We start from the raw sequence: 14,139 nt of genomic DNA, 5'->3' as shown, positions 1-14,139 counted from the left end.
GTCTGCTGCAGGACCGCCACACCAGGCGCGATTAGCTCAGCGGGAGAGCACTACCTTGACACGGTAGGGGTCACTGGTTCAATCCCAGTATCGCGCACGTCGGGCCCTTCGGGGTCTGCTGCAGGACCGCCACACCAGGCGCGATTAGCTCAGCGGGAGAGCACTACCTTGACACGGTAGGGGTCACTGGTTCAATCCCAGTATCGCGCACAGTAACGGCCGGGGCCGCGATCCGCCAGGATCGCGGCCCCGGCCGTTTGGCGTTGACGACGGCTTCGGGACGGACGACGGCCGCGGGAAAGACGGCTGCGGGAAAAGAGAAGAGCCGCGTACGGTCGCCCTCACCGACGTCCGTACGCGGCGTCTCCGCCTGCCGGGGCGCTCTGCGCGCCACTCACGCCCGTCCGCGTGTCATCGCGGCCGCGCGGCCTCCCCGGCGGCACTGCTCCCCGTCCCCAGGGGATCAGTGCCCGTTCTGTGGCCGACCCCGTCGGGGCCGGCGTGATCTCAGCGGCCGATCAGATCGGCGACGGCCTGGGCCTGGTTCGCCATCTGATCCCAACCGCCGAAGAGCAGCACCAGCAGCACCGCACACGGCAGGGCCATGGCCAGCGCCACGGCCGGGTGCCTGGTGGGCTGCTCGGCCGACCGGGACTGGACGACGGCCGACCGACGGCGGGGGTCTCCCGTGAGCTGCGGTGCCATGCCCTTACTCCTGTGGTCCGGTCGAGTTGGCGCGGTGAACGGCTTACCTCGGGGGACGAGCTCCCCGTCCACCGCTGAACACAACGCTATTGCTCAGGGGGCCGTCCGGGCGTCATGCCGTCGTACTGTTCCTCGGGCATCCCGGAGGATGACGCTCAGACTTCAGGCGTACTACCGCAGGGGGAGGGAGCCTTGGCCGCACCCCCGGGGGAACCCTGAGGGGCAACCCCGAGAAACGCTTCGGCACCCCTATGACCTGCGGGTCAGCGCACGATCCGACAATCACACGGCTGCTTGAGGTGTTGCGTATCAGCACACCGCAGGGGGCAGTCCGTAAGCTGTGCCAGACAGGAACTGACGATGCCCCAACCGACGGGGCCTCACCCACAGGCTGACGGGGAACGAAACATGGCGATGATGCGGCTGAGGCGTGAGGACCCCCGCATCGTCGGGCCGTACCGCCTGCACCGGCGACTGGGCGCCGGCGGCATGGGCGTGGTCTACCTCGGCTCCGACCGCCGCGGACAGCGTGTCGCCCTCAAGCTGATCCGCGCCGAACTCGCCGAGGACCAGGAGTTCCGCACCCGCTTCGCCCGCGAGATCGCCGCCGCCTCCCGCATCCGGGGCGGCTGCACCGCCCGCGTCGTCGGCTCCGACATCGAGGCCGACCGTCCCTGGCTCGCCACCGCGTACGTGCCCGGGCCCTCCCTCTACAAGCAGGTCGGCGACGAAGGGCCGCTGAGCTGGCCCGAGGCCGCCCGGATCGGCGCCGCACTCGCCGACGGGCTGGTCAAGGTGCACGAGGCCGGGGTCGTCCACCGCGACCTCAAGCCCTCCAACATCCTGCTCTCGCCGCGGGGCCCGCGCATCATCGACTTCGGCATCGCCTGGTCGCGCGGCGCCAGCACCCTCACCCACGTCGGCACCGCCGTCGGCTCCCCCGGCTTCCTCGCGCCCGAACAGGTCCGCGGCGCCGCCGTCACCCCCGCCACCGACGTGTTCGCGTTCGGGGCCACCCTCGCCTACGCGCTCACCGGTGACACCCCGTTCGGATCCGGGGCGTCCTCCGAAGTCATGCTCTACCGGGTCGTCCACGAGGAACCCGACCTGTCCGCCGTACCCACGCCGCTGGCACCGCTCATCCGCGCCTGTCTCGCCAAGGAACCCGCCGAACGGCCCGGCGCGGCCGCGCTGCACGAGCGCCTCAGCGAACTCGCGGCGCGCGGGGCGGCAGCCGGAACCGCCACCCGGGCCGCGCGGCCCGGCCACGGGCGGGCGGCGGCACCCGCCCCGGCGGGCCCGGCGGCCCAGCCCGCCCCCGACGGCGCCCGGCACGGTGTGCCCGCGCCCGGGCGCTCCCCCGAACCCGCCGCCCCTGCACGGTCCCGGGCCGCCGCGGCGGCCGCGGTCCGGCGCTCGCAGGCGGCCACCGCCCCGCTCCCCCGGCCCGAGGCCACACCGGTGACCCGCCCGCTGCGGGAGCGACCGCACACCCCGCCCCCCGGCCGGCCCGGCACCCGCGACCGCGGGCACCCCCGGGACCGCCAGCACACCCCCGCCCCCGGCGGGCGGCCCGGCAACGCGCGGCAGCGGCTGCTGCGGCAGCGGCTCGTGGTCTTCGTCACCGTGACGCTCGGCGTCGCGCTGGCCATCGCGGCCGCCCAGGGGTGCGAGAACCGCAGCAAGCAGGGCCTGCGGCCCTCCGGCGGGTACACCGCCAGTGCGCCCGCCGCGGGCGGCGCGCAGGCCGTGACGGGGACCTCGGCGGACGGGGCCGCCGCGGCCCAGCCCCCCGCGGCCCAGCCCCCCGCCGCCCAGCCTCCGGCCACCCCGTCCGCCGCGGCTGCGGCCGCACACGGCGGCGCGGGCGACAGCCCGTTGGCGCCCCCGTACGGACCGGGGCCGGTGGTGGACTGGCCCAACCGCAGCTACCCCGACGGGGCCGGCGGGCCCGGCATCGCGCTCCGGGACGGCCGGTCGGTCGGGGCCGGCCCGCAGGTCGTGCTCAGCTCCGTGCTGCCCGCCCGGTACAAGGGCGCCCCGGCAGCGGTCGTCGTCCTGCGGCGGGCCGAGGGCTCGGTGCCGGTCGACCTCGTCCAGCTCTTCTCCTTCACCGGGGACACCCCGGTCGCCGCCACCTCCCGCACCTCGGCGGCCGACCCGCAGGCGACGGCCACCTGGCGGCTCGACGGCGGGACGGTCGTCCGCGAGGAGCGGGTCGCCGCGACCGGCGCGACCACCTCGACCCGCTACACCGTCCGTGCCGACGGCACCCTGGACGAGTCCTGGCCCGGCGCCTCCGGCCCCGCCACCCAGCCCCCGGCCGCCGCTCCGGCTCCGCCCACCGCCGCGGCGGGCTGAGCACGGGAAGGCCGCGGCGCGGGAAGTCGGCCAGGCCGACTTCCCGCTTCCCGCTTCCTGTGTGATGAGAGCTCCCGCCCCCGGGGAGGCGGGGGGCGGGGGGCGGGGGGGGCTCCTCCGGCGCGAGAGGGGAGGTCGGGCGGGCCGACCTCCCCGTCAGGCGGTGGGGGCGGTGACGGCGTAGAAGGAGACGGCGGCGGCGGCGCCGACGTTGAGGGAGTCGATGCCGTGGGCCATCGGGATGCGGACGGCGTGGTCGGCGGCGGCGAGGGCGGGGCCGGTGAGGCCGTCGCCTTCGGCCCCGAGCATGAGGGCCGCCTTGGGGAGGCGGTGCGGGGCGAGGCCGGCGAGGTCGACGGCGCCGTCGGCGGGGGTGAGGGCCAGGAGGGTGAATCCGGCGGTGCGGACGGTCTCCAGGGCGGCCGGCCAGGGGTCGAGCCGGGCGTAGGGCACCGCGAAGACGGCGCCCATGGAGACCTTCACGGCGCGCCGGTAGAGCGGGTCGGCGCAGTCGGGCGAGAGCAGGACGGCGTCCATGCCGAGGGCCGCGGCGCTGCGGAAGATCGCGCCGAGGTTGGTGTGGTCGACCAGGCCTTCCAGGACGGCGACCCGGCGGGCCCCGACGAGCAGGTCCACGGCCTGCGGCAGCGGCTTGCGCTCCATCGAGGCGAGCGCGCCGCGGTGGACGTGGTAGCCGGTGACGGCTTCGGCGAGCCCCGGCTCGACGACGTGGACGGGGGCGTCCGCCTCGGCGATGACGTCGGCCATCACCTCCAGCCACTTGGAGGTCAGCAGCATCGACCGCATCCGGTAGCCGGCGGCGAGGGCGCGGCGGATGACCTTCTCCCCCTCGGCGATGAACAGGCCTTCGGCGGGTTCGCGCCGGCGGCGCAGTTCGACGTCGGTGAGGCCGGTGTAGTCGCCGAGGCGGGGGTCGGCGGGGTCGGTGATGGCGCTGGGTTCGGACACCCTGCGATCTTGCCAAGGCGGGGCGGGGAAGGCCAAACGGCCCAAGCCGCGGGGCGGGCTGGCCTTGGCCCTGTGCCAGCCATGGTGCAAACATGGCCGTATGGCCCGTTTTCCGGGCCGATCCTGGGCTCCGTCGGCCTCTGGTGCTACTGGTTCCGCCGGCTCCTCCGGTGGGCGCCCAAACGGTCGGCTACAGCTGCCACGCGCGAAGCGGCCGTGGCCCGTGCGAAACCGGTCGGTGGCCGGGCAGGTGTTCGCGCTGCAGGTCCTCGTCGTCCTGCTGCTGGTGGCAGCTGCCGCGGTGGCGCTGGTGGTGCAGTCGCGCACCGACGCCGACCACGAGGCCCGCAACCGGTCGGTGGCGGTCGCGCAGACCTTCGCCAACTCGCCGGGCATCGTCGACGCGCTGCGCTCCCCCGACCCGTCCGCGGTCCTGCAGCCCAAGGCGGAGGCGGCGCGGATGTCGTCGGGCGTCGGCTTCATCGTCGTGCTGAGCGACGACGGCATCCGCTACACCCACCCCGACCCGGCCCTGATCGGCCAGAAGTTCGTCGGCACCTACCTGCCCGCGGTGCACGGGCAGGTGGTGACCGAGCGCGTCACCGACTCGCTCGGCCCACTGGTCCAGGCGGTGGTCCCGGTGTACGCGCCGGACGGCTCGGTGGCCGGGCTGGTCTCGGCGGGCGTCACGGTGCGGAGCGTCAGCAGCGCGAGCGAGCGGCAGCTGCCGGTGGTGCTGGGCGCCGCCGCGGGCGCGGTCGGGCTGGCCACCCTCGGCACGGCGCTGATCAGCCGGCGGCTGCGGCGCCAGACCCACGGGCTGGGCCCGGCCGAGATGACCCGGATGTACGAGCACCACGCGGCCGTGCTGCACGCGGTGCGCGAGGGCGTCATGATCGTCGGCGCGGACGGCCGGCTGCTGCTCTGCAACGACGAGGCGCGGCGGCTGCTGGACCTGCCGCCGGACGCCGAGGGCCGGCCGGTGACCGAGCTGGGCCTGGAGCCCGCGCCCGAGGAACTGCTGACCGCCAACCGTCCGGTGACCGACGAGGTGGTGCTGGCCGGGGAACGGCTGCTGGCGGTGAACGTCCGGCTGACCGACCAGGTGGGCGGCCCGCCGGGCTGCGTCGCCACGCTGCGTGACTCCACCGAGCTGCTGGCGCTGTCCGGCCGGGCCGAGGGCGCGCAGCGGCGGCTGCGGCTGCTGTACGACGCCGGGGTGACGGTGGGCAGCTCGCTGGACGTGACGCGGACGGCGGAGGAGCTGGCGCAGGTCGCGGTGCCCCGGTTCGCGGACTTCGTCACGGTGGACCTGGCGGACCAGGTGCTGACGGGCGAGGAGCCGCCGCCGGGCACCTCGCTGGGGCGGATGCGCCGCGTCGCGCTCGCCGGCATCCGGGACGACGCTCCGTTCTACCCGGTGGACACGGTGCTGGACGTGGTGCCGGCCACCCCGCTGGCCGGGGCGCTGCACAGCGGGGAGTCGGGGCTGGAGGCCCGGCTGGCCCAGGCCCCGGGGTGGCGGGAGCAGGATCCGGAGCGGTCGGCCCGGGTGCTGGCGTACGGGGTGCACTCGATGGTGCGGGTGCCGCTGCGGGCGCGCGGGGTGCTGCTGGGAGTGGCCCGGTTCTGGCGGGCGGACCGCTCGGAGCCGTTCGAGGCGGACGACCTGACGCTGGCCGAGGAACTGGTGGCGCACGCGGCGGTGTGCATCGACAACGCGCGCCGCTACACCCGGGAGCACGCGATGGCGGTGACGCTCCAGCACAGCCTGCTGCCGCGCAACCTGCCGCCGCAGAGCGCGCTGGACGTCGCGCACCGCTACCTGCCGGCCCAGGCCGGGGTGGGCGGCGACTGGTTCGACGTGATCCCGCTGCCGGGCGCGCGGGTGGCCCTGGTCGTCGGGGACGTGGTGGGGCACGGCCTGCACGCGGCGGCGACGATGGGCCGGCTGCGGACGGCGATCCACAACTTCTCGACGCTGGACCTGCCGCCGGACGAGCTGCTGGGGCACCTGGACGACCTGGTGAACCGAATCGACCAGGACGAGGCCGGGAGCGGCGAGGGCGCGGCCCTGACCGGGGCGACCTGCCTGTACGCGATCTACGACCCAGTGGCGCGGCGGTGCACGCTGGCCAGCGCCGGGCATCCGCCGCCCGCCGTGGTGGGCCCGGACGGGCGGGTGGTGTTCCCGGAGCTGGCGACCGGGCCGCCGCTGGGGCTGGCGGTGCTGCCGTTCGAGAACGTCGAGCTGGACCTCGCCGAGGGCAGCCGTCTGGTGCTGTACACCGACGGGCTGGTGGAGGACCGCGAGCGCGACATCGGTGAGGGGCTGGAACTGCTGCGGGCGGCGCTGACCGGGCCGCCGCGCACGCCGGAGCAGACCTGTGCGGACGTGCTCGGGGCGATGCTGCCGGAGCGTCCGCTGGACGACATCGCGCTGCTGGTGGCGCGGACCAGGGTGCTGGCGCCGGACCAGGTCGCGGAGTGGGAGGTGCCGCCCGAACCGGCGGCGGTGGGCGCCGTCCGGGCCGAGGTGGCGGAGCGGCTGGCGGCCTGGGGGCTGGACGAGGCGGCGTTCGTCACCGAGCTGATCCTGAGCGAGCTGGTGACCAACGCCATCCGTTACGGCACCGGGCCGATCCGGGTGCGGCTGCTGCGGGACCGGGCGCTGATCTGCGAGGTGTCGGACGGCAGCAGCACCTCGCCGCACCTGCGGTACGCGGCGACCACCGACGAGGGCGGGCGCGGGCTGTTCCTGGTCGCGCAGTTCGCGGACCGCTGGGGGACGCGCTACACGGCGACGGGGAAGGTGATCTGGACGGAGCAGCCGCTGGAGTAGCCGCCCGGAGCGGCCGGCCGACGGGGGAAGTCGGATGGGAATCGGAGTGGGAAGTCGACGGGCCCGACTTCCCACTCCGGGCGCTCAGCGCGGGAAGGCGGCCGCCAGGACGTTGACGACGTCGCCGACCACGATCACGGCCGGCGGCTTGATCCGCTCGGCCTCGACGGTCGCGGCGACGGTGGCCAGGGTGGCGTCCACCCGGCGCTGGGCGGCGGTGGTGCCCTCCTGGACGATCGCGACCGGGGTGTCGCCCGGGCGGCCGTGCTCGACGAGCTTCGCGGCGATCGCGCCGATCTTGTCCACGGCCATCAGCAGCACCAGGGTGCCGCGCATCTTCGCGGCGGCCTCCCAGTTGGTGAGCGAGCGCTCGTCGTCCGGGCCGACGTGACCGGAGATCACGGTGAACTCGTGCGTCATGCCCCGGTGGGTGACCGGGACGCCGACCGCCGCCGGGACGCTGATCGAGCTGGAGATGCCCGGGACGACGGTGACCGGCAGTCCGGCCTCGGCGCAGGCGAGCAGTTCCTCGCCGCCGCGCCCGAAGACGTACGGGTCGCCGCCCTTGAGCCGGACCACGAACTTGCCGGCCCTGGCGTGCTCGATCAGCGTCCGGTTGATCGCCTCCTGGGCCATGAACCGGCCGTAGGGGATCTTGGACGCGTCGATGACCTCGACGTGCTCGGGCAGTTCGGCGAGCAGTTCGCGCGGGGCGAGACGGTCGGCGACCACCACGTCGGCGTCGGCCAGCAGGCGGCGGCCGCGCACGGTGATCAGGTCCGGGTCGCCCGGGCCGCCGCCGACCAGGGCGACGCTCCCCTGGCCCGGCTGCCCCGAGGCGCCGCCGACGCCGTGCGCGCGGAACTGGCGGACGGCCAGCGAGCCGTCCCGCAGGCCGTCCACGATGGCGTCGCGCAGAGCGGCGGAGTGGCGCGGGTCACCGGTGAGGACCGCGACGGTGGCACCCGCGTCGCGGCCGCTGGCCGGGGTCCAGGCGGTGGCGGCGGAGGCATCGTCGCTGCGGGCGCAGAACACCCGCTCGCGCTCGGCCTCGGCGCTGACGGCACCGTTGACCGCCGGGTCGTCGGTGGCGACCAGGGCGTACCAGGCGCCGGCCAGGTCGCCGTCCCGGTACGGGCGGGCGTGCCAGGTGAGTTCGCCCGCGTCTGCCATCGCCTGCACGGCCGGGGTGGTGGCCGGCGATATCAGGTGCAGCTCCGCACCGGTGGCGATCAGCGCGGGGAGCCGGCGCTGCGCGACCTGGCCGCCGCCGACCACGACCACGCGGCGGCCGGCGAGCAGCAGGCCGACCGGGTACGGGGTACGGCCTTCGGTGCTGGGGTGCGGGGTGGGCGCGGTCATCGGCGGTGCTCCTGATCGGGGGTGAGGGTCCGGGGTGCGGGTGCGGCGTGACGCCGCTCCGCGGACCGGCGCGCCCTCGGGCCGGTCCGCGGAGTGGTGACGGAGAACGTCAGCCCTTCTCGGTGACCCCGGCGGAGTCGAAGGTGGCTACATCGTGCATCGCCCGGGCCGCGCTCTGCACCAGCGGCAGGGCCAGCAGGGCACCGGTGCCCTCGCCGAGCCGCAGGTCCAGGTCGATCAGCGGACGCAGGCCCAGCTTCGCCAGCGCGGCCTGGTGGCCGGGCTCGGCGGAGCGGTGGCCGGCGATGCAGGCCGCCAGCACCTCGGGGGCGATCGCCTTGGCCGCCAGCGCGGCCGAACCCGCGATGACACCGTCCAGGACCACCGGGGTGCGCAGCGAGGCCGCGCCCAGCAGGAAGCCGGCCAGGGCCGCGTGCTCCAGGCCGCCGACGGCGGCGAGGACGCCGATCGGGTCGGCCGGGTCGGGCCGGTGCAGGGCCAGCGCGGCCCGGATGACCTCGATCTTGCGGGCGTGCGTCTCGTCGTCGATGCCCGTGCCGCGGCCGGTGACCTCGGCCGGGTCGAGGCCGGTGAACACCGAGATCAGGGCAGCCGAGGCGGTGGTGTTGGCGATCCCCATGTCGCCGGTGACCAGTGCCTTGTTGCCGGCCGCGACGAGGTCGCGGGCGGTCTCGATGCCGACCTCGATGGCCTTGAGCGCCTCCTCGCGGGTCATCGCCGGGCCCTGGGTCATGTCGGCGGTGCCGGGCTTGACCTTGCGCGGCAGCAGGCCGGTGGTGCGGCCCTGCTGGATGGCCTCCGGCAGTTCGGCGGCGACGCCGACGTCGACCACGCAGACCTCGGTGCCGATCTGCTTGGCGAAGGAGTTGATCACCGCTCCCCCGGCCAGGAAGTTGCCGACCATCTGGGCGGTCACCTCCTGCGGCCACGGGCTGACGCCCTGCGCGTGCACGCCGTGGTCACCCGCGAAGATCGCCACGCAGGCGGGCTCCGGGATCGGCGGCGGGCACTTGCGGGACAGGCCGCACAGCTGGGCGGAGATGATCTCCAGCATGCCGAGCGAGCCGGCCGGCTTCGTCATCCGCTTCTGCCGGTCCCAGGCCTCGCCGAGCGCCTTGGCGTCCAGCGGGCGGATGCCGCGCAGGGTCTCGGCGAGCAGGCTCTGCGGCTCCTCGCCGGGCAGCGCGCGGTTGCCGTACTGCTCCTCGTGGACCACCCAGGACAGCGGGCGCTTCTTGGCCCAGCCCTGCTGCTCCAGCTCGGGCTCGTCCGGGAAGGAGTCGACGAAGCCGACGCACAGGTAGGCGACGACCTCCAGGTGCTCGGGCAGGCCGAGCTCGCGGACCAGCTCCTCGTCGTCGAAGAAGCTCACCCAGCCGACGCCCAGGCCCTCGGCGCGGGCGGCCAGCCAGAGGTTCTCGACCGCCAGGGCGGCCGAGTACGGGGCCATCTGGGGCTGGGTGTGGCGGCCCAGCGTGTGCCGGCCGCCGCGGGTGCGGTCGGCGGTCACCACGATGTTGACCGGCGTTTCGAGGATGGCCTCGGTCTTGATTTCCTTGAACTGCTTGGCCCGGCCCTTGGGCAGCGAGTCCGCGTACACCTCGCGCTGGCGCTCGGCCAGGGCGTGCATCCGCCGGCGGGTCTTGGCCGAGCGGATCACCACGAAGTCCCAGGGCTGGGAGTAGCCGACGCTGGGGGCGGTGTGGGCGGCCTCCAGGACGCGGATCAGCACCTCGTGCGGGATCGGGTCCGGGCGGAAGCCGTTGCGGATGTCGCGGCGCTCGCGGATCACCTGGTGGACGGCCTCGCGTTCGGCCTGGTCGAAGCCGGGCGCGGCCGGGCCGCGGGGCTCGGCCGGCTCTTCGGCCTGCGGTTCCTCGGCCTGCGCTTCCTCGGCCGGCTGCTCCGCCTGACCCTCCGCCTGGTCCTCCGTCTGCGGCTCCGTCGACTCCTCCGTCAGCGGCTCGGCGGCCTGCTCAGCCGGCTGCTGCTCGGCGGCGGGGGCCTCCGGCGCGGCGGCCTCCTCGGCGACGGCCTCGGCGGCCACGGGCTCGACGGCGGCCGACTCGGCGGTGGGGGCCTGCTCGGCGGACTCTGCGGCCGGGTCGGTGACGGGCTGGGCCTGGTCGTCCGGGGCCGCGGAAGGCTCGACGGCCTGGACGGCCTCGGAAACCTCGGCGACCGGCTCGGCGGCGGTCTCGATGGCGGTCTCGGCGGATACGGCAACAGGCTCGGCGGGCTCGCTGACCGGGGTGGCGTCCGCGACCGGCTGCGGCGCGGTCTCCGCTGCGGCGGCCTCGGCCTCAGGCTCGACGACGGGCTCGACCGGGGCCTCGACGGCCTGGTCCACGACCGGCGCGGCCTCCTGCGGCTGCCCGCCCTCGGCGGGCTCGGCAGCGACCTCGGCGGCGGGCTCGGCAACGGCCTCGGCGGGCTCGACGACGGCCTCGACGACGGCCTGGCCGGAGGGCATCTCGCCCGTGCCGGCGGCGGTCTCGGCGACCGCCTCGACGACCGTTTCGACGACGGGCTCGACCACCGCCTCCGGCGCGGGCGCCACGGCCTCGGCGGGCTCACCGGCCTCGACCGCGACCGCGACCACGGCCTCGACGGGCGGGGCGGCCTGGGCGGCCTGGGCCGGCTCCTCGGCCGCTATGGGAGCGGGCTGCTGCGGGGCGGCCTCCTCGGCCACCGGGGCCTGCGCGGCCGCCGCGACCGGAGGCAGACCGTGCGGGGTGGGCGCGGCGAGGAATGCGGAGATGCGCCGCGGCGGGCCGGCCGGGGCGGGGGCCTCGGTCTGTTCCGCGGGCGCGGCCTGCGCGGCGGCCTCGACGGCAACCTCGGCGACGGGCTCGACCGGCGCCTCAGCAGCGGCCTCGACCGGTGCCTCGGCGGGCGCCGTCACCACGGCCCCGGCGACCGGTGTGCCGCCCGGGTCGACGACCGGCCGGCCGGACTCCGCCGGGACCGGCTCGGCCACGGCGGCCTGCGCCGCGTCCACCGCGGCCTCGGCGACGACGGCCTCCGGCAGCTCGACGACCTCGATCACCTCGATCGCCCCGACCGTCTCGACGGCCAGCTGGGCCTCGACCGGGTGCGAGGCCAGCGGCACCTGCTGGAACTCCTGGGACTCCTGGGCCTCCGTCACGGGAACCGCCGGCACCACCGAGGGCGCGGGCGCCGCCGGAACGGCCTGCGGCGCGGCGGCCGGCGCCGGGGCGACGGCCTCGGCCATCGGCAGCCGGCCGACCACCGGGATGCCGTGCGCGGGAGTGCCGCCCTGCGACGGGCCGCGGTCGGCGAGCGAGCGCACCGGGACCTGGCCGGTCATCAGCGACGGGTCCGGGATCGGCGGACCGGCGTGCAGCGGGCGGCGCGGCGGCTGAGAAGCCGTCATCGCCTCCGTGGCCTGCGGGTGCGCCGGGGCGGCGTGGAACGGCTGCTGCGCCTGCTCGGCGCCGAGCACCGGCGGCTCCAGCGGCGGCCACGAAGGCTCGACCGGCGTGCCGTCCTGCTGCGGGGCGAGCGGCGTCTGCTCGGTCGGGAGGGGCGCCAGCGGCTCGCCCCAGGAGCCCTGCGGACCGGGCATCAGCAGGACGTCGTCCTCGTCGTCCTGGTCGAGGAAGTGGAAGGCCGGACGCGGGGCGCCCGGGTCGACGCCCCAGCCCTCACCGGGCACACCGGGAGCCGGTGCGCCGGGAGCCGACAGGCCGGGGGCCGGTACGGCGAAGCCGGACGCGCCGAGCGGCTGGCCCTGCGGCGGGATGACTCCCGCGCCGTGGGGCACCGCACCACCGGCCAGGCCGTGGCCCGGCGCCGTCGGGTTCGGGATCATGCCGCCGTCCGTCGCGACGCCCTGCAGGGGTGCAACGCCCGCGACGCCCTCCGGTCCGCCGAGCTGGTCCGGCCCGGCGTTCAGGTGCTCCGGCATTCCCTCGCCCGGGACGTGGCCGCCATCGGTCATTGTCAAACGCTCCTTCCAGGCCGCTGCCGCGCCCTTGGCGACACGATCACCGACCGCAGCGCCCATCCGCACGGGCCGGGCCTGCACCGGCCCGTCCCTCAACCACACGCGGCCGCCGCGCCGAGGCGCTGCGGCCCAAGTCCTTCCGGCGCACTGCGGCACCCCGGCCTGCGCGCCGCCCACACCGGGCGGCGCACCATCTGAAACAACGACAACCCGGAGGAACCGGCACGACCGCACCGGACCCTACGGCATTCTCCAGGTCCGGCACGCGGCCCGTCGAATTGCCCACACTCCGAGCAAAACCGGGTTGCACCACGTCAAAAAGGCGACAAACCGACTGAATCGGGTGGGTCGCCGACCGCCGCAGCCGCCCAGGACGCCACACTACCGGCCCAGCACGGTCACCTCTCGAATCGGTGTCCGGATGCGACCTGGATCACCGCCCGGCCCCACCACGACCCCTCAGCAGCACAGCGCGGGAGCGGAACGCGCCCGGCGGATCGGACCGAATCCACAGGACGCACCCCAGTCCTTCACGCGATCTGCTCACCCCAGAGCAGCAGCACGCCGGTACCGCCCGCCCCCAGAGCCAGCCCGCCACCGGCGCCACCGGCGACCGACAGCGGAGTGGACTGCAGCAGCGCACCGTCCGCCCGGTAGCCGGCCTCGGCGATCGCCCGGTGGATCTGCTCCCCCTCGGCGAGGGTCCGGGGCACCGCGACGAACCGCTCCGGACGGCGGGCCAGCACCGCGCGCACCACGTCGAGGCCGACGGACTCCACCACCGCCACGTCCGGCTCGGGCAGGCCGCCCAGCACCTCGGGGCCCTGCCCGTGCACGGTCTCCACCTCGACGCCGTACCGGCGCGCGTTCACCGCCAGCCGGGCGCAGGCCGAGCGGGACGCCTCGACCGCGACCACGGCGGCGCCGAAGCGGGCCGCCTCCACCGCGAGGGCGCCGCTGCCCGCGCCGACCGACCAGACCAGGTCCCCCGGACGAGCACCCAGACGGGCCAGCACCAGGGCGCGCACGTGCGCGGGGAGCACCTCCGATGCGCCGGGCTCGTCCCCCGCGCGCCCGGCGCCCGCGTAGGCGTCACCGGGGAGCGCCCAGCCGCGATCCGCGCCGGGGAAGCCGACCGGGCGCCCGGCCAGCCAGCCGGCCTCCGTGTCGACCCCGCCGGCCTGGGGACCGCCGTGACCGCCGATCACCAGCACCACGTTGGGGTCGCGCCACACGTGGTCGGCGATCCGGTCGGAGGTGAGGACGGTGACGTCCTCGTCCGGGGTGCCGAGGGCCTCGCAGACCACGAAGGTCCGGTGCACCCCGCGCAGCATGAGGGCCAGTTCGCTCGGACCGGCGCCGGGCGCGGTCAGCACCGCGACCTTGGGGTGGGCCCGGCAGATGTTGGCCGCGCGGCGCAGCCGTCCGCCGTGGGCGCTGACCACCTGGGCGTCCTCCCAGGGCATGCCGGCCCGGGCGAAAGCGGCGGCGACCGAGGAGACCGCGGGCAGGACCTCCAGTTCGAGGCCGTACTCGGGGCGGCGCAGCGCGCGCACGACGCCGAAGAAGCCCGGGTCGCCCTCGGCGACCACGACGGCGGCGCCGCGGTGCTCGGCGATCCGCCGGGCGGCCTGCCGGACGTTGCCGAGGGTGATCCGCTCGGCGGCGTCCGGCACCGGGAGGGCGTTCAGTTGGTAGGGGGCGCCGGCCACCAGGGTCGCTGCGGCGAGGGCCGCGCCGGCGGCCTCGGTCAGCGGCGTGCCGTCCCACCCGATGACCGTGATCCGGTCAGCCATCTGCGGCCGTTCTCCCTCGACTCGGTGCGCGGACCGGCCTGCGACCCGGGGTGTCCCTGTGGTGTCACCCGGTGTGCGACTCGGTGCGCCGACAAACCGCGCCGGTGTGCGGC

General features: G+C 76.0%; 6 protein-coding genes, 2 tRNA genes and 1 pseudogene. 4 read left to right on the top strand and 5 right to left on the bottom strand.

The annotated features are described in order from the left end of the window. Positions 1-25: 25 nt before the first annotated feature. Together ACIOGZ_RS17385 and ACIOGZ_RS17380 are read left to right on the top strand one after the other, a co-directional pair. Positions 26-97, top strand: a tRNA-Val gene (locus tag ACIOGZ_RS17385). A gap of 41 nt (positions 98-138) precedes the next feature. Next, positions 139-210, top strand: a tRNA-Val gene (locus tag ACIOGZ_RS17380). Between the two features lie 297 nt (positions 211-507). On the opposite strand, the gene ACIOGZ_RS17375 is transcribed toward ACIOGZ_RS17380, so the two are convergent. After that, positions 508-705 carry a hypothetical protein gene (locus tag ACIOGZ_RS17375; protein ID WP_363589710.1) on the bottom strand — a complete coding sequence of 66 codons (198 nt, stop codon included), beginning with the start codon at positions 703-705 and terminating at the stop codon, positions 508-510. A 408-nt stretch (positions 706-1,113) separates the two neighbouring features. Between ACIOGZ_RS17375 and ACIOGZ_RS17370 the strand changes: the two are divergent. Then, positions 1,114-2,442, top strand: a pseudogene (locus tag ACIOGZ_RS17370) (serine/threonine-protein kinase); the annotation flags it as partial. A gap of 780 nt (positions 2,443-3,222) precedes the next feature. Here ACIOGZ_RS17370 and ACIOGZ_RS17365 read toward each other — a convergent pair. Next, positions 3,223-4,035 (bottom strand): RNA methyltransferase, encoded by an 813-nt coding sequence (locus ACIOGZ_RS17365; RefSeq protein WP_363583772.1) that lies wholly within the window; start codon positions 4,033-4,035, stop codon positions 3,223-3,225. Positions 4,036-4,135: 100 nt separating this feature from the next. Between ACIOGZ_RS17365 and ACIOGZ_RS17360 the strand changes: the two genes are divergently transcribed. After that, positions 4,136-6,877, top strand: coding sequence for a SpoIIE family protein phosphatase (locus tag ACIOGZ_RS17360; protein WP_400986355.1), 2,742 nt, complete (start codon positions 4,136-4,138; stop codon positions 6,875-6,877). Positions 6,878-6,961: 84 nt separating this feature from the next. Here ACIOGZ_RS17360 and cobA read toward each other — a convergent pair whose 3' ends face one another. The 3 genes from cobA to cbiE form a co-directional block, all read right to left on the bottom strand. Continuing rightward, positions 6,962-8,239, bottom strand: coding sequence for a uroporphyrinogen-III C-methyltransferase (cobA, locus tag ACIOGZ_RS17355; protein WP_363583776.1), 1,278 nt, complete (start codon positions 8,237-8,239; stop codon positions 6,962-6,964). A gap of 109 nt (positions 8,240-8,348) precedes the next feature. Next, positions 8,349-12,224: a nicotinate-nucleotide--dimethylbenzimidazole phosphoribosyltransferase gene (gene cobT / locus ACIOGZ_RS17350; protein WP_363583778.1), complete on the bottom strand. Its 3,876-nt coding sequence runs from the start codon at positions 12,222-12,224 to the stop codon at positions 8,349-8,351. A gap of 536 nt (positions 12,225-12,760) precedes the next feature. After that, positions 12,761-14,026 carry a precorrin-6y C5,15-methyltransferase (decarboxylating) subunit CbiE gene (gene cbiE / locus ACIOGZ_RS17345; protein ID WP_363583780.1) on the bottom strand — a complete coding sequence of 422 codons (1,266 nt, stop codon included), beginning with the start codon at positions 14,024-14,026 and terminating at the stop codon, positions 12,761-12,763. Positions 14,027-14,139: the final 113 nt, after the last annotated feature.

The sequence above is a fragment of the Kitasatospora sp. NPDC088160 genome, assembly GCF_044741445.1.
Lineage (GTDB): Bacteria > Actinomycetota > Actinomycetes > Streptomycetales > Streptomycetaceae > Kitasatospora.
Note: the sequence above shows the minus strand (reverse complement) of the source record. Positions and strands in the feature narration are given on the sequence as shown.